This is a genomic window from Arthrobacter sp. BE255, from assembly GCF_031457335.1.
Taxonomy (GTDB): Bacteria; Actinomycetota; Actinomycetes; order Actinomycetales; family Micrococcaceae; genus Arthrobacter.
Genome location: NZ_JAVDWK010000004.1, coordinates 1 through 19,020 on the forward strand (window position 1 = coordinate 1; position 19,020 = coordinate 19,020).

General features: G+C 63.2%; 16 protein-coding genes. 6 read left to right on the forward strand and 10 right to left on the reverse strand.

Translation table 11 applies throughout. From position 1 onward, the window contains the following. The first annotated feature begins 178 nt into the window (after nucleotides 1-178). The 6 genes from J2X42_RS08740 to J2X42_RS08765 all read left to right on the forward strand — a co-directional run bounded on the left by J2X42_RS08740 (nucleotide 179) and on the right by J2X42_RS08765 (nucleotide 7,161). Nucleotides 179-1,258, forward strand: coding sequence for an Ldh family oxidoreductase (locus J2X42_RS08740; protein WP_310164324.1), 1,080 nt, complete (start codon nucleotides 179-181; stop codon nucleotides 1,256-1,258). Nucleotides 1,259-1,300: 42 nt separating this feature from the next. After that, on the forward strand, nucleotides 1,301-2,437 hold the full coding sequence (locus tag J2X42_RS08745) for a PrpF domain-containing protein (RefSeq protein WP_310164326.1): 1,137 nt from the start codon (nucleotides 1,301-1,303) through the stop codon (nucleotides 2,435-2,437). Nucleotides 2,438-2,454: 17 nt separating this feature from the next. Next, nucleotides 2,455-3,411: a D-2-hydroxyacid dehydrogenase family protein gene (locus J2X42_RS08750; protein ID WP_310164329.1), complete on the forward strand. Its 957-nt coding sequence runs from the start codon at nucleotides 2,455-2,457 to the stop codon at nucleotides 3,409-3,411. A gap of 87 nt (nucleotides 3,412-3,498) precedes the next feature. Further along, nucleotides 3,499-3,762 (forward strand): hypothetical protein, encoded by a 264-nt coding sequence (locus J2X42_RS08755; RefSeq protein ID WP_310164330.1) that lies wholly within the window; start codon nucleotides 3,499-3,501, stop codon nucleotides 3,760-3,762. A 99-nt stretch (nucleotides 3,763-3,861) separates the two neighbouring features. Then, nucleotides 3,862-5,547, forward strand: a complete 1,686-nt coding sequence (locus J2X42_RS08760) for a thiamine pyrophosphate-dependent enzyme (RefSeq protein WP_310164331.1) — start codon at nucleotides 3,862-3,864, stop codon at nucleotides 5,545-5,547. Between the two features lie 96 nt (nucleotides 5,548-5,643). Continuing rightward, on the forward strand, nucleotides 5,644-7,161 hold the full coding sequence (locus J2X42_RS08765) for an NAD-dependent succinate-semialdehyde dehydrogenase (protein WP_310164332.1): 1,518 nt from the start codon (nucleotides 5,644-5,646) through the stop codon (nucleotides 7,159-7,161). Nucleotides 7,162-7,645: 484 nt separating this feature from the next. Here J2X42_RS08765 and J2X42_RS08770 read toward each other — a convergent pair whose 3' ends face one another. From J2X42_RS08770 to J2X42_RS08815, 10 genes are all read right to left on the reverse strand, one after another. After that, nucleotides 7,646-8,755 carry a Gfo/Idh/MocA family oxidoreductase gene (locus tag J2X42_RS08770; RefSeq protein ID WP_310164333.1) on the reverse strand — a complete coding sequence of 370 codons (1,110 nt, stop codon included), beginning with the start codon at nucleotides 8,753-8,755 and terminating at the stop codon, nucleotides 7,646-7,648. Between the two features lie 768 nt (nucleotides 8,756-9,523). After that, on the reverse strand, nucleotides 9,524-10,261 hold the full coding sequence (locus J2X42_RS08775; protein WP_310164334.1) for an XRE family transcriptional regulator: 738 nt from the start codon (nucleotides 10,259-10,261) through the stop codon (nucleotides 9,524-9,526). A 98-nt stretch (nucleotides 10,262-10,359) separates the two neighbouring features. Continuing rightward, nucleotides 10,360-11,283: a sugar phosphate isomerase/epimerase family protein gene (locus J2X42_RS08780; RefSeq protein WP_310164335.1), complete on the reverse strand. Its 924-nt coding sequence runs from the start codon at nucleotides 11,281-11,283 to the stop codon at nucleotides 10,360-10,362. A 12-nt stretch (nucleotides 11,284-11,295) separates the two neighbouring features. After that, on the reverse strand, nucleotides 11,296-12,399 hold the full coding sequence (locus tag J2X42_RS08785; protein ID WP_310164336.1) for an alcohol dehydrogenase catalytic domain-containing protein: 1,104 nt from the start codon (nucleotides 12,397-12,399) through the stop codon (nucleotides 11,296-11,298). A 47-nt stretch (nucleotides 12,400-12,446) separates the two neighbouring features. Further along, the gene (locus J2X42_RS08790) at nucleotides 12,447-13,502 is read right to left on the reverse strand and encodes a maleylacetate reductase (protein ID WP_310164337.1); all 1,056 of its coding nucleotides are present in this window, start codon (nucleotides 13,500-13,502) and stop codon (nucleotides 12,447-12,449) included. Next, nucleotides 13,499-14,446 (reverse strand): dioxygenase, encoded by a 948-nt coding sequence (locus J2X42_RS08795; RefSeq protein WP_310164338.1) that lies wholly within the window; start codon nucleotides 14,444-14,446, stop codon nucleotides 13,499-13,501. The genes J2X42_RS08790 and J2X42_RS08795 overlap by 4 nt, the downstream gene beginning before the upstream one ends. Before the next feature lie 43 nt (nucleotides 14,447-14,489). Continuing rightward, the gene (locus J2X42_RS08800) at nucleotides 14,490-15,221 is read right to left on the reverse strand and encodes an SDR family NAD(P)-dependent oxidoreductase (protein ID WP_310164339.1); all 732 of its coding nucleotides are present in this window, start codon (nucleotides 15,219-15,221) and stop codon (nucleotides 14,490-14,492) included. 36 nt (nucleotides 15,222-15,257) lie between these two features. Continuing rightward, entirely contained in the window at nucleotides 15,258-16,301 is a 1,044-nt protein-coding gene (locus tag J2X42_RS08805) for an ABC transporter permease (RefSeq protein WP_310164340.1), read from the reverse strand. 62 nt (nucleotides 16,302-16,363) lie between these two features. Beyond that, nucleotides 16,364-17,893 (reverse strand): sugar ABC transporter ATP-binding protein, encoded by a 1,530-nt coding sequence (locus tag J2X42_RS08810; RefSeq protein WP_310164341.1) that lies wholly within the window; start codon nucleotides 17,891-17,893, stop codon nucleotides 16,364-16,366. 57 nt (nucleotides 17,894-17,950) lie between these two features. Next, on the reverse strand, nucleotides 17,951-19,012 hold the full coding sequence (locus J2X42_RS08815; RefSeq protein WP_310164343.1) for a sugar ABC transporter substrate-binding protein: 1,062 nt from the start codon (nucleotides 19,010-19,012) through the stop codon (nucleotides 17,951-17,953). Between the last annotated feature and the right edge of the window lie 8 nt (nucleotides 19,013-19,020).

Here is a 19,020-nt window from a genome sequence, read left to right on the forward strand (position 1 = left end):
CCGGGGGCGCGTGGGGCGGCGTTTCACGGTCTACACAACGCGCTTTACCCGGGCCCCCCAGGACGTCTGCGCCGGGCCCCCCCGGGGGGGGGGGGCCCCCCCCACCCCGGGGGGGGGGGGGGGGGCCACCGCCGCACTGGCCCGCTCCAAGGAGACGCACACAGCGAAAGAATCCTTCATGACAGAACCCCGCACTGCCCCCACGCAGTTGATAGATTTTGCCTCCGCCGTACTCCGAGCCGAGGGTGTGCCCGCCAAGGACGCCCATCTGGTCGCCGACAGCCTGGTCCAGGCCGAGCTCTGGGGCCACCAGTCACACGGGCTCCTCCGTCTTCCGTGGTACGTCGCGCGTCTGCGCAGCGGCGCGGTCACCCCTCTCACCCGGCCACAGGTTGTGCTGGACAGTGACAGCATGCTCGTACTGGACGGCCGTCACGGCATCGGCCAAGTGCTCGCTGAAATAGCCCGCCGGGAGGCAGTGGAACGGGCCCGCGAGCATGGCATCGCCATGGTTGGCGTGCGGAACTCCAACCACTTCGGAACCGCGCAGTACTACACCCGCCGTGCAGCCCAGGACGGGTGCGTGGCCTTCCTGACCACGAACTCCAGTCCCGCGATGGCACCATGGGGAGGCAGGAAGAAAACGCTCGGTGCAAACCCCTGGTCGATCGCTGCCCCAGCCCCCACTCCTGGCGGCGTGGTCGTGGCGGATCTGTCCAACACGGCCGCGGCGCGCGGCAAAATGTTTCTTGCACGCGACCGCGGCGAGCCTATCCCGGCCGACTGGGCACTGGACGCGAACGGGGTGCCGACCACGGACCCGGCCGCGGCACTGGACGGGCTGATCCAGCCCATCGCAGGACCGAAGGGATACGCGATCACCTTCATGATGGACGTCCTGGCCGGTGCCCTGACTGGAAGCCAAACCGGGACACGCGTCAACGGCCCCTACGACCCCGACAAGCAAAGCGGCGTAGGCCACCTCATGATCGCCATTGATGTCGCCAGCCTTGGAGAGACCCGCTCGTACATGGCGGCGGTGCAACAGCTTGTGGACGAAACCAAGGCCGCACCGCTGGCCGAGGGTACCGAAGAAATCTTCTACCCGGGAGAGCACGCCGAACGGCATCAACAGACCGTCCTGGCAACAGGCGGTGTGCGGCTTCCCGCCAAGATCCGCGCCGAACTGGAGAGCCTCGCCGCCGATGCCGGCATCGAATCACCCTTCACAGCACAGCCCCAAAACATCACCCGATAACTCATCACCCAACGACTACTCATGACTTCCAGAGGTTCGAATATGCGACAAAACTATGTCCCGGCCATCTTTGCCCGCGGCGGAACCAGCAAGGGGCTGTTCTTTAACGCCGCAGACCTCCCGGCGGAACAGACGGAACGGGACGCGCTGTTCCTGGCTGCCCTCGGAAGTCCTGACCCGTACGGCCGTCAACTCGATGGGATGGGCGGAGGCATTTCTTCCCTCTCGAAGATCGCCATACTGGCACCAAGCGGCCACCCGGATGCGGACGTGGACTACACCTTCGGCCAGGTCGCCGTGGACCAGGAGGTTGTGGATTACGCGGTCAACTGCGGCAATCTGGCATCAGCGGTGGGACCGGTGGCCGTCGAAGCCGGGATCATCTCGGTGCCCGACGGGACCGTTTCGGTGCGCATCCACGCCACCAACACCAGGCAGTTCATCACCTCAACCTTCGAAGTCCGCGACGGTTCCCCCGTTACGACCGGGGACCTCGCTCTGCCGGGCGTTGCCGGGCTCGGGGCGCCCATCGAATTGGAGTTCCACGACGGTGGAGGATCAATCACCTCCGGTGTCCTTCCCTCAGGCAATGTCTGTGACCGGCTAACGGTCGAGGGCCTCGGAGAGATCGAGGTCTCGCTGGTGGATGCCACCAACCCTGTCGTGTTCGTCGAAGCCGCCACCGTCGGGATGACAGGCGTAGAAAGCATCGCCGCGTTGGACGCAGACCATGACCTGCTGCGCCGGCTCGATGTGATCCGCCGCGCCGGCGGTGTCGCAATGGGCCTGGGGAGCTCCCCCGAATCCATCGCCCTGGCAAACCCAAAAATCGCGGTCGTCGGCCCTGCTAAGCCCTTCACGGCCCTTGACGGCGCCGAAGTCGGCGCAGACGACTACGACATTTCCGTGCGGATGCTTTCCATGGGCGGCTGGCACCGCGCCGTCACCAGCACGGGAGCTCTCTGCATCGCAACCGCCGCCGCGATTGAGGGAACTCTGCCGAACCAACTCCACGCCACATCCACGACCGAGGGCATACTGCGCATCGGCCAACCCTCCGGCATCGTTCCTGCCGCCGCTACCGCAGAAACTGAGAACGGTGTCTGGCATGCCAGGACTGCCTCACTGTTCCGCACGGCAAGAGTGCTGATGCGCGGCGAAGTCGCCGTCAACCGATAAACCGGAAGGAACCACAGATGGCCCTGCGTTGCGCTGTACTCGATGACTACCAGGACGCTGCCCGAACGTACGCGGACTGGTCCCCCATAGAAGACCGGGTGGAGGTGACGGTCTTCCGGGAGCACTTCACCGATGAATCTGTCCTGGCGGAGCGGCTGGCACCCTTCGAGATCGTCGTCATCATGCGTGAACGCACCCCGTTCCCGGCCACACTGCTCGAGCGTCTGCCACGGCTGAAGCTGCTTGTCACCACGGGAATGCGCAACTCCGCGGTTGACCTGGAAGCTGCACGAAAGCGAGATGTCACCGTCTGCGGAACGAAGAGCAACTCCGAACCTCCAGCGGAACTCACCTGGGCACTCATTCTCGGGCTCACCCGGAATCTGCGTACGGAGGCAGACGCCTTGAGCGACGGCGGCCCATGGCAGCAAACAGTGGGCACAGACCTGCACGGGGCAACCCTTGGACTCGTTGGGCTGGGCAAGATCGGCTCTCAGATCGCCCGCGTCGGTAACGCCTTCGGGATGAACGTTCTGGCCTGCAGTGAACACCTGACCGAAGAGCAGGCGGAAGCCGCCGGCGCCACGAAGGCCCCGTCCCTGCAGGCCGTGCTCGCGGCCAGCGACATCGTCTCCCTCCACCTCGTGCTCGGCGACCGCACCCGGAACCTCATTGGAGCCGGCGAACTGGCGCTGATGAAACCCGGAGCAATCCTTATCAACACCTCCCGCGCCGGCCTGGTCGACCAGCAGGCACTGATCGATGCCTTGACTGCCCGGAGGATCGCCGGTGCCGGACTGGACGTTTACGCACAGGAACCGCTGCCGGCCGGCCACGCCTTCCGCACCCTGCCTAACGTCCTCGCCACACCGCACCTGGGCTACGTGACAGGACGGAACTACTCGACCTACTTCTCACAGGCCATCGAAAACATCGACGCGTTCCTCAACGGCGCTGCCCTCAGGACCCTTTAAACCAGCTGGCAGCCAGAAAAAGCGCCGGAGCATCGGCCGCAAGGCCAGCATTAACCTCACCCGCAACATGTGCAAGGACACCTATAAATGGCCATCGACGATCATCCCGCCATGCCGCACGCCGATCTGGAACCTGTACTGGATTGGACGAAGCTTGCCCGCAAGGATGAGCTAAAGCTGGTGCGCCGAAACGGCAAGAGCCTGGCCACAGGGCGGATCGACACGATTGCCCTCGATGGCAGCGTCTTTTGGATCCTTCACAATGACGGCCGAGGCCGGTCAATGGTCCTTCCCGATGACGACGTCATCGTGTTCCGGCACCGGCGCAGCTACCGTCGTCGCTCCACCTGATCCGTCGGCACCATGCGGGCGGCACACCGTCGCTCGCGCCGCGAGAGCTTCCACTCCCCGATCCCACACCTCCAACCAATCACAAAAGGGCACCCAGCAATGACGGAAACCATCGCCGACGCTACACCGACACCAACGACTGAGGCGGCGGGCACCACGAAATCAGCAGGCCACGTCATCGTCGACACCCTTGTTGCCCACGGAATCAAGCGGGCCCATGTCGTGCCGGGCGAAAGCTTCCTGGACGTCCTGGACGGCCTGCACAACTCCCCCATCGAAACCATCGTGTGCCGCCATGAAGGCGGCGCAACCTACATGGCCGAGGCTGACGGCAAAATGAACCAGCGCCCGGGCATCGCCATGGTCACCCGCGGCCCTGGTGCTGCCAATGCTCATGTGGGTCTTCACACCGCGTGGCAGGACTCGACCCCGATGGTGTTGTTCGTGGGCCTGATCCCCTTCGCGCACCGGGACCGTGAAGCGTTCCAAGAATTTGACATCAAAGCCTGGTTCGACACCGGCGCCAAACGTGTGATGGTCCTGGACCACGCCGAGCGTGCTTCAGAAATCGTCGCAGAGGCCCTGTTCGCAGCCATGAACGGCCGACCCGGGCCAGTCGTCATCGGGCTGCCCGAAGATGTCATCCGGCAACAGATTCCCACCGAACTACATCCACCCATCCCGGTGGCCACCGGCGGCATGACCACGGTGGACTCCGACGCCCTGGCCACGGCCCTCGCCGCCGCCAGCAAACCGCTTTTTGTTACCGGCGGCAACGACTGGACCCAGGAAGGCGCCGACCAGCTCACGAAGTGGCTGGAAAAGCACCACATCCCGGCCGCGGCCGAATGGCGCACCCAGGGCACCGTGCCCTTCGACTCCCCGTCCTACGTCGGCCCCATCGGCTACGGGCGCCCGCGCCCGACCTATGACCTGCTCGAAGAAACCGACCTGCTGATCTTCGTCGGCACCGTCCCGGGCGATGTCATCACCGACGGATTCCTTTGCCGCCAGGACTGGTCCAAGAAGAACTTCCTCGTCACCATCGACCCCTCACTCCGCGGCCGCTCAGGGCCGGTCTCCTACCAGATCGTTGCCAAACCGGACGTGTTCATCCGGGACCTTGCAAAGATCGAACTCCCGGTCAATGGCGAATGGAAACCCTGGACGGCCCGGATGCGCGGCGAACAGGAAGCATTCGCCACCCTCCCCACAGCCGCACCATCACCCGGCAAGGCCCGGATGGACACCCTGATGGCCCATCTGGTCCCCACCCTCCCGGCGGATGCCATGGTCACCCTCGGTGCGGGCGAGCACACCAACTGGGCGCACCGCTACTTCCCCACCCAGCGCTACGCCTCCATGATCAGCGCCCGCAACGGTTCAATGGGCTACTCCGTTCCTTCAGCCATCGCTGCCTCCCTGGAATACCCCGGCAGGCGCGTCGTGACGATCGCCGGCGACGGAGAGTTCCTCATGAACGGCCAGGAACTGGCAACCGCCGCCCAGTACGGCGCCACTCCCCTGGTGATCGTGATGGACAACCAGGAGTACGGCACCATCCGTACCCACCAGGAACGCCACTACCCGTCGCGCGTTTCCGGTACGCAACTGAAGAACCCGGACTTCGCGCTGACGGCCCAGGCCTTCGGCGGGTTCGGCATCAGAGTCGAACAAGACGCCGACGTGCCCGCCGCCCTCGCAGCTGCACTCCAGGCCATAGACCACGACAAAGTGTTCGCACTCATCCATCTCGTGGTCGAGCAGAGGGTCAAGGCCTACTAAGGGGCCAAGCCCTCCCCCGACGCCGCTCCTGCGACCAAACCCTTGGCCGGGCCAGCAAACCATGCCATCTAACGACACTCCTTAGGGAACTTTCTCATGACACTTTCTGCACTATCCCCTGTCATTTCAACCGAGGCCATTTCAACCGAGCGGGAGGCCTCCCTGCTCGCCTCCGTGCCCGCCGGCCTGCTCATCAACGGCCAGTGGCGGGAGGCCTCCGACGGCGGCACGTTCGACGTCCACGACCCCGCCACGGGAGAAGTGCTCGCCACGCTCGCCTCGGCCACCAGCGGCGATGCCGTAGCAGCACTGGACGCGGCCGACGCAGTCCAGGCATCCTGGGCACGCACCGCACCAAGGGTGCGATCCGAGATCCTCCGCAGGGCTTTTGACCTGGTCACCGAACGCGCTGAGGACTTCGCCCTGCTGATGACCCTCGAGATGGGCAAGCCCCTGGCCGAAGCCCGGGGCGAGGTCGCCTACGGGGCAGAGTTCCTGCGCTGGTTCTCCGAAGAAGCGGTCCGTGACTACGGCCGCTACCTCACTTCTCCTGAGGGCAAGAACAAGATCCTGGTTCAGCACAAACCCGTCGGGCCGTGCCTACTCATCACTCCCTGGAACTTCCCACTGGCCATGGCCACCAGGAAGGTCGCCCCTGCGGTTGCTGCAGGCTGCACAACGGTCTTGAAGCCCGCCAAGCTGACCCCGCTCACCGCGCAGTACTTCGCGCAGACCATGCTCGACGCCGGCCTACCGGCGGGTGTCCTGAACGTCGTCTCCTCCTCCAACGCGTCCGGGATCTCCGGGCCCCTGCTCAAGGACTCCCGGCTCCGGAAAGTCTCGTTCACGGGCTCCACTCCCGTTGGCAAGCGACTCATGGCCGACGCCGCGCAGAACGTCCTGCGCACCTCGATGGAACTCGGCGGGAACGCCCCATTCATCGTGTTCGAGGACGCCGACCTTGACGCCGCCGTCGAAGGGGCGATGGCCGCGAAGATGCGGAACATGGGCGAAGCCTGCACCGCCGCCAACCGGTTCCTCGTCCACGAGTCCGTGGCACAGGACTTCACCCGCAAGTTCGCTGCAGCCATGGGCGCCCTTGCCACCGGCCGTGGAACGGAAGTCTCCACGCAGGTGGGGCCGCTCATCGACAGCGGTGCCCGCGACGACGTGCACGCCCTGGTGAGTGCCGCGGTGGACGCCGGAGCCACCGCAATCGTAGGTGGGGCGCCGATGGAGGGGCCAGGCTACTTTTACCAGCCCACCGTCCTCGCCGACGTCCCGAACGACGCGGCGATCCTGGGCCAGGAAATCTTCGGACCCGTCGCACCGGTCACCACTTTCGCGACCGAAGACGACGCAATCCGCTTAGCCAACGCCTCTGAGTACGGCCTTGCCTCGTACCTCTACAGCAAGGATTTCAACCGCCTCCTGCGCGTCGCGGAGCAGATCGAATTCGGCATGGTCGGGTTCAACGCTGGCGTCATCTCCAACGCCGCAGCACCGTTCGGCGGCGTCAAGCAATCCGGTCTAGGCCGCGAAGGCGGCACCGAAGGCATCGCCGAATACACCACCACCCAATACATCGGCCTTGCCGACCCCTACGCCGGCTAACCCTCTCTGCCCAAGCCGGGCCCTGCCGCCACCGCGGCAGGGCCCGGCCTTTTGGTTACCCGAGGTCCCGGTGCCCGCGAGAGCCCCAGGGCTGCATGGCTCGGATGTTACTCGAGGTAGACGCCGGAGAGCGTTACCCAAGTTCCGCCTTCTTCCCCCAGCCCGATGATGGCGGGACAGGCTGATTGATTGCACTGTCATCGCTGCAGTGCCCCGGTCGGAGGGTTTCCACCGGCATGAAGCACTTGGGTTTTAGGCGCTGTGCGCCTTCACTGCCACCCTTGTTTCGTTAGCCTGCGTCCATTTGTCGGTGCCATTCCTCGCGAACTTCACGGGTGTCGATGTACCTTTTGGACACGAAACTCCGGCCTACCGCCCTTGGACGGAACCGTGGCGGCAGCCTCATTGCGGGCTTTCTTCATGGCGAGCAGGAAGCGGTCCTGGACGATGCAGGCGGCGGTGAGGGCTCCTCAGCGAACGGCTGTCATGAAGCGAGATCCGCTTCCAGGATCACGCCTTGCACCACTTGGACGGATGCCCCCCGTTCTTTCTCGGAGCGGTAGCTGGCGTCGATAATCCGCGCCACTGCCAGGGCATCCAAGACGGGCGCCACCACAGGGGCGCCGGTGCGGATGCTGTTGACCCATCCACGCATCTCCGTGCGGAAATTGCTGATGTTTTCCAGTTCGGGCAGCTCGGAAAACTTGTTCTCTTCAGTGCGGGCGAACGGCGGGGTGAAATAGCTCTGCGTCCATTCGGTCCAGCCAGCTGGCCAGCCGGCCCGTTCCCTCTCGACGTAGACCCTTAGCTTTTGGGGAAGGATGCCGATTTCGATCATTCCGGTGGTGCCGTAAACGGATATGCGGGAACTTTCGAACCATTCGAGTCGATCATGGCTGTCGAAGCTGAAGGCAGCGGACATGTCGGGGTAATTCAGCAGGGCAGCTGCAGAGTCCTCGCGGCTCGACTCGTCTGAGAGCTTCGCGGACTTGCGCACCCGCGCATTGACGGTCTCGGGGACGCCGAACATGCTGACCAGAGTATCGATCATGTGGCACCCGATGATCCATAGCGCCCCGCCCATGTCCGCCGGTTGGTTCAGGTGAGCAGTGAGATGCTCGCCGGCGAGAGCGGCGCCTCTGGCCGACACACTGACCACGTTCCCGATGGTCCCGTCGTCTATGAGCTCCTTTGCTCGGGTGACCGACTGTGCCAGGCGTACGTTGTACCCGACCTGAACTACCAATCCGGGAGCGGCCTGGATCTCTGCCTTGGCCAGCTGCAGCAGGTCATCAACAGTTCCGCCGCCCGGCTTTTCCACGACGACAGATTTCCCGGCGTCGAGGGCCCGCAGGGCATGGGAGACCATGTCCTTACTTTTTGAATGAACCATGACTGCGTCGATGCGGTCGTCCTGGAGCACCCCGTCGATATCGCGGGCCTCCATATCGTATTTAGCTGTGAAGTAGTTCAATCGAGGATCGTCGTCAGCGGCGGCAACCACCTCCACGCCCTCTATTTCTCGGAGGGCGCGGACCCGCGCGGAAGCGTGCGGGTGTGTGATTCCCAGAAGTCCTACGGCGATCGGTTTCAAGGTGCTGTCTCCTGTCGATTTTTACTACCGGGGCTTGGGTCATGCTGTTGGATGCCCCGGCCTGCCTTGCAGGCCAGGTTCTGTTGTTTGTGCCCTAGACCTCAGCGGTCGCCTATGGGCTGGTGCTCTTATCCGGCTCATCGTGCCACCAGCCTTCCCAGGGGAATGAAGCAAGGACTCCTTGGGGGAACCCCGGCTCCATTGGGCTGTCTTGCGCGCTCGGGCCGCCGCCGTAACCAGCGCCGTCGACCAGAACCGAAATTCGGTGGAGAAGCAATCTCATCGTTTTCTCCCAGGCTGAGTAAGCAGGTTTATCGGCGTTGGGCAGACCCAGGGGTCGCGGCTCTGGTTGTTCACGACTTCGCCCGCAGATTTACACAGTCCCGCTCTTTCAGTCCGCACTGAGGCAAGAGAGGTCAATGCGTTGGTCTTGGCCGCTTGGCGAGGTCCATCGGATCGACGTAAGTCCTGGTTACCTCGGCTCTGGTGAACAACCTGCGACCGTGTCCGCCGTTGAGAAGCAGCCACAGATACTCTCCGTCAGCAGATGCAGCGTCAACAATGCCGGAATGGGAAGATTTGGCGCACACCACCCAGACATGGTCGCCCGGGCAGAGCTCGCCCCAGTTCGCAGGAGTGCCCGCATTGTTTGGCTGAGCCTCGCCAGCGGGCTCCTGACCCCACTTCTGTGTAGATGTCGAATTCAACTGGGACTCCGTTTCTAAGCTCCGTGAGTGCATCTGATGAATGTGTGCGTGACCCGTCTGACTATGCGATGGGCGAGATGAGGGTGCCGGGCTCATGGCTCCGCCGGCCGACTACCACCCAGATTGCGATGCACTCTTCGGGGAAGGGATTGCTGAGCCGGTGAGGGATGGAGGAGATGAAATTGATGCTGTCGCCGGCGCTAAGCGTTCCTGCCGCAGGCCCGGTTTCGACGTGGAGTCTTCCTTCAAGGATGTGGAAGTACTCGTGTCCACCGTGCCGCATGAGGTTGTCGGGCGGGCAGGATTCGGTGCCGCTTCCGTACGTCACGCGGAGTAGTTCGACGTTGGGGTCGTTTTCTGGGGTGAGTCGCTCCCAGAGGACACCAGCGACGCGGAGTTTTGGGCGGTCTTTGACTTTCAGGAGCCCTGGGAGTTCGTTGCCCGCTTCGGTTGGCGGAAGAGACCTCGCAAGAGTCTCGGATGACCAAGGCCCGTCGTCGCCATTGATGGCTGCGGTTTCAACAACGCGAAGAGTGGTGTTTGGCAGCTGATTATCCGAGTGTGGGCCATCCTGCATGAGCTCATCGAGGGAGAGGCCCAGTTCTGATACGAGAGCGTAGAGGGTTCCGACAGACGGTGATGTGCGGCCAAGCTCGACCTGTGAAACGAGGCTGGCGGAGACGTCCACCCGGCGCGCAAGTTCACGCAGGGATAGTTTGGCGCTCTGCCTGGCGTCACGAAGACGCATGCCAAGCTGGATGGCGGCGTCCGATCGTGCCTCGGGGGCTGGTGCGCTCATGGTGTTCCGCTTCTCTTGTAAAGGCACCGTGGCAGACCTGGCCCACGCGCCACCCTGCAGGGTGGCGCGTGGGCCAGGTTTACGTGGATTAGCTCGGGTTAGACCTTTTCGGGCTGTTCCGCGGCGATCAGTTGGGACGCTGCCTCGAGTGTCGCCGCGGCTGAATCGTGGGCGCGTGCCAATGCCTGATCCAACGGCAGCAGGCGGTGTGATTCAGCGAGGATTTCCACGCCCCAGTGTCCGCGCCATCCGGCGTTGTGGATGGCTTTGACGAAGGCAACAGTGTCGAGGTCCCCTTCACCTGGGTACAGACGCTCATTGATGGTGTCTTCCCACAATGAACCGATGACGTCTTTGCGGGCATCATCGATCTCGACGATGAAGACTTTGTCCATCGGCAGGATGGCGGCCAGGTCTTCGTAGCGGGTGCCGCCGCGGCTGGTGTGCCATGTGTCAACAGTGAGCCCGCCGTGGGGGTTGTTGACCTCGCTGATGAACTTCGCACCGATTTCGATGGTCTTGAGGTTGTTCATGGGCATCGGTTCCAGAGCGACGCGCGTGCCCACGTCCCCGGCCTGGGTGGCGAGCCGGTCGAATTCCTGGTGGAACGCGGTTTCATCCACAGGCGCCGGCTCGCCTTCCAGGGCGAGTTCGGCGCCGATCTTGATGGTCTTGACGCCGAGGATTTCTGCGGCGTTGAACAGGATCTTGCGCCAGCGATCGGATTCTTCGCGTTCGGGGCCGGTCTTCCACCAGTCCGCGAGGAATTCCATCTCGACGTGGATGATGCCGTTGTCGTCCAGCAGCTGACGGAGCCCCTTGAGACCAATGGTCTTTTCGATCTCCGGAAGGTCGGCGTGGATAAAGCCCAGTCCCTTCCAGCCTGCCTTGGCGGCAGCCTCAACCCGGGTGCGCACATCGATCGGGCTCGTTTCATCGCCCCGAAGCGGGGCGGCGTTGCCTGCCCAGGTCCAGCAGGAGGCCAGGAGGTCCCGGTTCTGAATGATGTTCGTGTCGTTCACGTTCGTCCTTTGTTAGTTGGCTTTGTGGGTTGAGGAGGCGGCCACGCCGTCGGCATTGGTGGCATCCGGGGCGAGCATGACCTTCGTTTCCCGGCTTGAATCCTGTGCCCTTTGGAGGGCTTCGTCTCCGCGGGAGAACGGGACGACAGTGGAGACGATCTCGCCGAGGTTGAGGCGGGTGTTTGCCACGTAGCGGATTGCTGCGGGCCATACTGCTACCGGCGCCCCGGTGGAGCTGGTGATCAAGAGGTTTCGTTCCTGCACCAGACCCAGGCGTGCAGGCGCAAACTTTGGTGTGGAGACACCCATCAGCAGGACGCGTCCGTTGTGGTCTGCGCTTTCAAGGGCTGCTGCCTGTGCTGCGGAGTTTCCGGACGCTTCGATGACCACGTCGGCGAAGGGCCGCCCCATGGCTGCTGCTGCAGCACCGGTGGTGTCCGGGGTTTCGACCGGATTAACGGCAGCCGTAGCGCCCAGTTTCATCGCCGTTTCGCGACGAATTGGGCTGGGATCAAATACGACCACTTCCGCTCCCGCGGTGACAGCCTGGATCACTGCATTCAGGCCGATTGCTCCGAGCCCGTGCACGTGGACCGTGTCGGCAGCACTGATGCCGCCAATCTTCTTAAGTCCGTTCAATACGCAGGCGAAGGGTTCAATAACGGCGGCCGTGAGCATGTCCACCTCGTCAGGGATGTGGAAGCACATGTCCGCCGGGACAGTGAACAGCTCGGCGGCGGCTCCATCGTGGGTGACCCCGAACCAGTCGTTGCCGCCCAGGTGTCCGTGCCCGAGAACGCGGTCCCCCGGGTGGAATCCTTCAACAGCTGCGCCGGCTTCCACGACGATGCCTGACCATTCATGGCCCATGACGTGGGGGTAATTGATCTTGAAGGATTCCGGCATGCTGCCGTGCAGGATTTCGATATCCGTGCCACACACCCCCACGTAAGCGGGCCGGACAAGGAGCTCGTTGGGCCTGGGCGCGTTGACGGGTGCTGTGCCGGGTTCGACTGTGACGGTGCCGCCGGCGTCTTTGCGGACCAGGACGGCCGGCACGGTCCCGAGCGGAGGTGCTGCGGACGCCGTGCGCACGTCGTTGACGGTGTCAGACATGTTGTGTTCTTTCTGTAGATTCAGTCATCAGGGGGCAACCAGGATTGTTAGACGTCGCTGCCATGAAGCGCGGCCGTGACGAGTTCGCGGATGCCCTCGGGGGTTACTTCCCGCGGGTTGGCGTACGGGTTCCTGGTGGCGATTTCAACGATCTTGTCGATGTCGGATTCCTTCAGGCCCAGCTCGGCCAAGGACGACGGTGCACCGAGGGCGAGGCTTAGTTTCCGGAAGTGGGCCGCCGGATTGTCTGCCCCGGTGGCGCGCTGCAGGGCGGCGATCGCCTGCGGGGCGTGCTGGGCGTTGTAGGCCAGGGCGTAGGGAAGCACCACTGTGTGGGTTTCAGCGTGGGGAAGGTTGAAGGTCCCGCCGAGGGTGTGGCACAACTTGTGGTGCAGGGACATGGTCGTCGCACCCAACGTAGCTCCGCAGAGCCAGGCCCCGTACAGGGCATCGGAGCGTGCGTCGATGTTGGACGGGTCTTCGACGATCTTTGGCATCGCTTCGAGCAGGGCACGGGTGCCCTCCTCGGCCATCAGGGAGATGATGGGCGAACCGTCCGGCGCGTACAGGGCTTCCACGGCGTGGGCGATGGCGTTGAATCCGCTGGTGACCGACATCTTCACCGGGAGGGACACGGTGAGTTCGGGGTCGTAAATGACACTGGTGGGCAGAACCTTTGAGTCGCGTCCGGTCTTTTTCTCGCCGTCGGCTGTCAGGCCCCATACGGGCGTCATTTCGGAGCCCGCGTAGGTAGTCGGCACCGCAATGATGGGCTGGCCGAACTCCAGCGCGATGGCCTTGCCCAGGCCGGTGGTGGACCCGCCGCCGACCGCAACGTACCCGTCAGCCTGGGCAGCAGCAGCTACTTCACGCGCCTTGTGGGCGGATTCGATGGGCACATGCATTTCAGCTTCTGCATGCACGCCGGCGCTCAGCTCGCCCAGCTGTTGCGAAACCCTTTCGGCCATGTCCGCTTGGAAGGGTGTAGCCAGGACCAGGACACGCTTGAGGCCAAGGCTGACGACTTCGTCGTTAAGTGAGGCAAGCGAGCCTGCTCCGAAGCGGACGCGCATCGGAAGTGCCTGGTACTGAAAATCCTTCATCGGGTGTTCTCCTGTGCTTCGATAATGCGTGCAGTGGACGGGGACATCACTGCCGTGTTGATAATGTCCGGGTCGACGAGGTCGGGGTGGATGACAATGTCGATCACTGCCTCCATGAACGGTGAGTTGAGCCCATAGCGGGCTGCATCGGCTTCTGAGGTGTTGGGCACGAACTCGGCGATCAGGCTCTGCTTCACGGCGAAAACGGCGTCGGAGTCGATGTAGTCGCTGCCGGCAACAAAGATGTGGGTCGTCAGTTCCCGGAAACCCGGCGCGCTGACGATGAAATGGATGTGCGCTGGCCTGTTCGGGTGCCGGTCAGTCGCATGCAGCAGGTCCCCGACCGGCCCGTCGGTCGGGATCGGGTAATAGCTGGGGATGACGCTGCGGAAGTAGAACTCTCCGGCGGCATTGGATGTGAACAGGCCGCGGCCGTTGCCGATGCTTTGGATTCCGGGTTGCTGAACGTCGTAGAAGCCCTTGGTGTTTGCCTGCCAGATGTCGATGGCAGCACTGGGGACAGGCTCGCCGGTGACAGAGAGGATGCGCCCCCTGACCAGGCAGACCTCGCCTTCACTTTCCGGGGAGGCATTCTCGCCGAGCTCACGCTGTGGGGATTCGACCATGTGGAACGGGCCCAGGACGGTGGAGTCGGTGGCGTCAGGCGTTTCGGCGTCATTGAGGGTTTCCACCATCATGGACACGCCCAGCACGTCGGAGAGGAGGATGAACTCCTGTCGGACGGAGTCGCACTTCTGGCCTGTTGCGGTCAGGAAGTCTATGGCGGTTTCCCATTCTTCGATCGTGGGTTCGATCTCCCTGACGAAGCTGTGAAGGTGGGTGGTGAGGCTGGTCAGGATGGTCCGAAGCCGGTCATCCGGGGTATTGCGGAAACTGTCGATAACAGCGGCAGTCAGTGTTCCGGGGCCGAGGTCCGTGCTCATGGTGCTGTTCCTTCCTTGGAGCTGGGGCGGCTGGTAAGGGAGCTCAGACGCTGGTGAATCCGCCGTCGACAACGAGCTGCGCGCCGGTGATGTACGAGGCCTTGTCGGATGCGAGATAGACGATCGCATCGGCGACTTCGCTGGCCTTTCCGGCCCTGCGCATGGGGGTCTTGGCGATCACCTCATCGGAAATGGCCTGATCCTGGTTGTCCGTCAAGGGTGTTGTGATCAGCCCTGGGTGGACCGAGTTCACGCGGATCCCCTGCGCTGCCCACGTGGCGGAGGCGTTCTTCGTCATCATGGTCACAGCACCCTTGGATGCCTGGTATGCGGCGACGCCGGCTGCTCCGACAAGTCCCCAGATGGACGAGACATTCACGATGGATCCGGATTCCTGCGCCAGCATGGCCGGTGCGACGAAGCGCATTCCCAGGAAGACACCGGTCTGGTTGATGGAGATGATCCGGTGCCAGTCCTGGATGTCGATATCCGTGATCGATTCGTACGATCCGACCAGGCCTGCATTGTTGACCAGGATGTCGATCCGGCCGTGGGCCTGGAGCACTTCTTCCGTGAGTGCCTTCCAGCCGTCTTCTTCGGCGACGTCGAGGCGCCGCCACTGGATGGTCCCGTCTGCTGCGTCGTCGGCGGCGGCTATGTCGGCTCCGTAGACGGTCGCACCCTGTGCGGCCAGTGCCATTGCCGTGGCGTGGCCGATGCCGCTGGCCGCGCCGGTGACGATGGCAACTTTCCCGTCAAAGGATGGTGAACTCACTGTGTGCTCCTTGTTTTCAAGGGTGGGCGGGACTGACTAGACGACGCGGCGGGTACTCCGGGATCCGGCGAAGTAGTTGAAGATCAGGGCGCTGAGGATGATGAGGCCGTAGATGGCTTTGATCCAGAATGAGGGCACCTGGGACAGGACCAGGATGTTCTGGATGATGCCCAGCAGCAGTACGCCGCTCAGCGCGCCGACCATCGAGCCCTTGCCGCCGTTGAGGCTGATGCCACCAATGACTGCCGCGGCGAATACCGTGAAGATGAGGCCGTCGCCCTGGTTGGCGGTCACGGAAGCGATGCGGCCGGTGAGCATGAGACCGGCGAATGCGGCGATGACCGAGCCGGCGACGAACACTCCGATAGTCAGGCGCAGCGTCTTGATGCCTGCTGCCGCTGCCGCTGCGTTGTTTCCGCCCATTGCGTAGAGTTTGCGGCCGACCGGGTGGCTGCGCATGAAGATGGCGGCCACTACCAGGAAGATCACGAAGAGCCAGATCTGGATGGAAATCCCGAACCACTTGGTGTTGCCGAGGGCCAGGAACTCAGCGGGCAGGCCGGAGAGGGTCTTGCCGCCGGACAGGCCCATGGTAAGGCCTCGGAGAAGGGTGAGCATGGCGAGGGTGACCATGAAGGCGTTGAGCTTCAGCTTGCCGACAAGGAACCCGTTCGTGAATCCGATGACAATGCTGAGGACAAACATGACCGCGATCGCGGCCCAGGGCGACCATCCAAAACCGGAGCCGCCGACCGCGGCGGGCAGGACTAGCCACACGGCAAGCATCGGGGCCAGGCCCACGACGGATTCGAGGGAGAGATCGAAGTATCCGGAGATGAGGATGATGCTTTCAGCGATCACTACGATCCCAAGCACAGCAGAGGTAACAAGGACGTTGTTCAGGAGATTATTCGCCGTGAGGAACTGCGGGGACAGGATGGCCCCGACCACCATCGCCAAAATAATGGCGGGCAGCAGCGCGAGCTCACGGGCCCAGCCAGACGAGCGGGCTTGATCAATGATGCTGAGGGGCCGGCGGCTGGTCGGCGTACCCGCAACGGTCGGGGTATGCGTGGACATTGGACGTTCTCCTTGGTTATTTGACTCTGTGGTCGTGGGCTGCAGGGACGGCGTGGACATTTTCATGCCGCTGCCTCCGCCCCTTGGATGGCGCCTACGAGTTCCCACTCTTCGTAGCCGGCGTTGAGTTCGGCGTGGATTTCGCCCTTGTACATGACGATCACCCTGTCGCAGATTTCCAGGTCGGTGTCGTCGGTGGAGACGATCAGCAAGGACCGTCCGCTGTCGCGCAGTGCCCGAAGTGACTCGTAGATGGATTCCTTGGCCGTCACGTCCACACCGGCGGTGGGGTGGACGAGGACAAGTGTGTCCGGGTTGGAAGCCAGGGCCCGTGCAAGCACGACCTTCTGCTGGTTGCCTCCAGAGAGCTCTTCGACGGCCTGCGTCGGTCCGTCGCATTTGATGGCCCAGGCCCCGGAGAGCTCTGTGTAGCGTTCACGGCGGCGCTTTGAGTTGATGAGGCCGCCAGGGCCGCGAAGCCGGTCCACGATGGTCAGGGTGGCGTTCTCTTCGACAGACAGTTCCGGGACGTAGCCGTTGACGTGGCGGTCTTCAGGTACGAATCCCACACCGGCGTTGATGGTCTTGATGACGTTTCCCTGGCCGAGCGTGTGGCCGTTGTGTTCAACGGTGCCTTGTTCGATTGCCAGCTGGCCGGCGATGGCCTGTGCGAGTTGGACGTGACCGGCACCATCGAGGCCGGTCAGCCCGACGCATTCTCCGGCGCGGACGGTCAGGTTGGCTCCCAGCACTCGGAGGCCGATGCGGGCCCCGGATACGGTCAGCCGGGTTTCACCGAGTTGGTCCTGGCGGCGGTGTTCGGCGGCGATCTCTTTCTTTGCCGCGGCAGCCTCTTCCTCGCTCACCCCGGCCATGACGTTGACGATCCGGTTGACGGTGAGGTCCGCCGTCTGGGCGGTCAGGACGTCGCGTCCGTCACGCAGGATGGTGACAGAGTCGCAGACCTTGAAGATTTCCTCCAGATGGTGGGACACGTAAATAACGGTGACCCCGCGCTGGCGCAAGCTGTTGATCTGAGCGAAGAGTTCATGCGAGGCCCCTTCATCCAGGCCGGCCGTCGGTTCATCCAGAAGGAGGATCCGCGGTCCCCGGGACAGTGCCCGGCATACTTCGACGATCTTCTTTTCCAGCGGTTCCAGGTCAGCGACGGTCTTGTCGACAATGCGCTCGTAACCCCAGTCCTTGAGCTGGTCAGTGGCCGTCCTGCGGATCGCGGGCCAGTCCACGCTCCCCCACCGTTTACGTGGGTAGGAACCCAGGCTGATGTTTTCCGCCACCGTCAGTTCCGGCACCAGCGTGCTTTTCTGATACACACAGGCTATCGAATCGGAGCCAGGGCCTTCCGTGATTTCACCGTTGGCGCCTTGGATGTGAATGCTGCCGGCGTCCGGAGTCACCAGACCGGTAAGCATCGCAATCAAGGTGGACTTTCCGGCGCCGTTGCGGCCGAGAAGGGCCCGGGATTCGCCTGAACGGACGATCAGGTTGGCATCTGACAACGCCTGGGTCGATCCGAAGGACTTCTGCAGCCCTCGGATCTCGATGGCGTTCTGGATATTGACTGTGACCACGATGTCACCCTTTCTCAAATTCAGTCTTCACCCTGGCCCTACTCGGCCGGGACAAGGCTACTTCTTGTTGCCCCAGAGGTCCTGGTTGTCAACGTTGTCTTTGGTGATGACCGGTGACGGAAGCATGTCGGCAAGGTTGCCCTTGTAATCAACGATTTCGCTGCCGTGCTCGGACGGACCGACCTTGTATTCCTTGCCGGCGATGGCGTCCTTGAGGTACTGGACGCCATACTTGCCGTAGAGGTCCACGGGCTGGGAAACAACCGCGTCAACGTGACCCGAGCGGATGGCATCCAGGGATCCCTTCGAGCCATCAATCGTGACCAGCGGGATGTGGCCGGGCTGACCGGCGGGAACCCACTTGCCCTGGCCTTCCATCACGGTCTGCACACCGGAGAGCATGACGGAGTCGCTGGCGAGGAAGACAGCGTCGACCTTGGAGGTGCTCAGAACTGTCTGGGCGTTTTCCACAGCCTTCGCGGATTCCCAGTTGGTATCCTTCTTGATGATTGAGATCCCCGGGAACTTGGACTTCATGCAGTCGCTGAAGCCCTTGTCTCGGTCGAAGCCGGACGTCGTTGACAGCGCGCCGTGCAGTTCCAGAACCGTGCCCTTGCCGCCAGTCAACTTACCGATCTGTTCACAGATGCTGGTGCCCATGGCAACATTATCCGCCCTGATGTTCATGTAGATCTTGCCGCCATTGGCTGCGGTGTCCACGGTCACGACGGGGATGTTTGCCGCGTTAGCGGCCTGGATGGCCGGGATGATGGCATCGCTGTCCCGGGGGATCGTCACCAGGCCTTTCACCTCCTGGGAAATCAGGGTGTTGATGTCGGTCACCTGCTTGGCGGGGTCACCCTCGGCATTGGACGCCGGCAGCATATTCAGGCCATTCGAATTGGCCTCGGTAACGACGGAGTCCACCAGACCTGCCGTGAACGGATTGTCGAGGACACCGGCTGAGAAGCCAACGGTGGGCTTTGCATCACCACTTCCCGATGACGCACCCCCGCCGCAGGCGGAGAGCGCCAACGTGGCGCCTGCGAGCACGGCGACACCAATGTGACGGCGGCTCAGTTTGAATGCGGAGGCGCCTTTGCGATCCTGCACCATCATTTGCTCCT

What these genes read in the sequence shown, in the direction of transcription:
- J2X42_RS08740 (WP_310164324.1), top strand. Translation starts at nt 179, where the DNA reads ATGACAGAACCCCGCACTGCCCCCACGCAGTTGATAGATTTTGCCTCC.
- J2X42_RS08760 (WP_310164331.1), top strand. Translation starts at nt 3,862, where the DNA reads ATGACGGAAACCATCGCCGACGCTACACCGACACCAACGACTGAGGCG.
- J2X42_RS08785 (WP_310164336.1), bottom strand. Translation starts at nt 12,399, where the DNA reads ATGTCTGACACCGTCAACGACGTGCGCACGGCGTCCGCAGCACCTCCG.
- J2X42_RS08805 (WP_310164340.1), bottom strand. Translation starts at nt 16,301, where the DNA reads ATGTCCACGCATACCCCGACCGTTGCGGGTACGCCGACCAGCCGCCGG.
- J2X42_RS08765 (WP_310164332.1), top strand. Translation starts at nt 5,644, where the DNA reads ATGACACTTTCTGCACTATCCCCTGTCATTTCAACCGAGGCCATTTCA.
- J2X42_RS08790 (WP_310164337.1), bottom strand. Translation starts at nt 13,502, where the DNA reads ATGAAGGATTTTCAGTACCAGGCACTTCCGATGCGCGTCCGCTTCGGA.
- J2X42_RS08750 (WP_310164329.1), top strand. Translation starts at nt 2,455, where the DNA reads ATGGCCCTGCGTTGCGCTGTACTCGATGACTACCAGGACGCTGCCCGA.
- J2X42_RS08775 (WP_310164334.1), bottom strand. Translation starts at nt 10,261, where the DNA reads ATGAGCGCACCAGCCCCCGAGGCACGATCGGACGCCGCCATCCAGCTT.
- J2X42_RS08795 (WP_310164338.1), bottom strand. Translation starts at nt 14,446, where the DNA reads ATGAGCACGGACCTCGGCCCCGGAACACTGACTGCCGCTGTTATCGAC.
- J2X42_RS08755 (WP_310164330.1), top strand. Translation starts at nt 3,499, where the DNA reads ATGGCCATCGACGATCATCCCGCCATGCCGCACGCCGATCTGGAACCT.
- J2X42_RS08815 (WP_310164343.1), bottom strand. Translation starts at nt 19,012, where the DNA reads ATGATGGTGCAGGATCGCAAAGGCGCCTCCGCATTCAAACTGAGCCGC.
- J2X42_RS08745 (WP_310164326.1), top strand. Translation starts at nt 1,301, where the DNA reads ATGCGACAAAACTATGTCCCGGCCATCTTTGCCCGCGGCGGAACCAGC.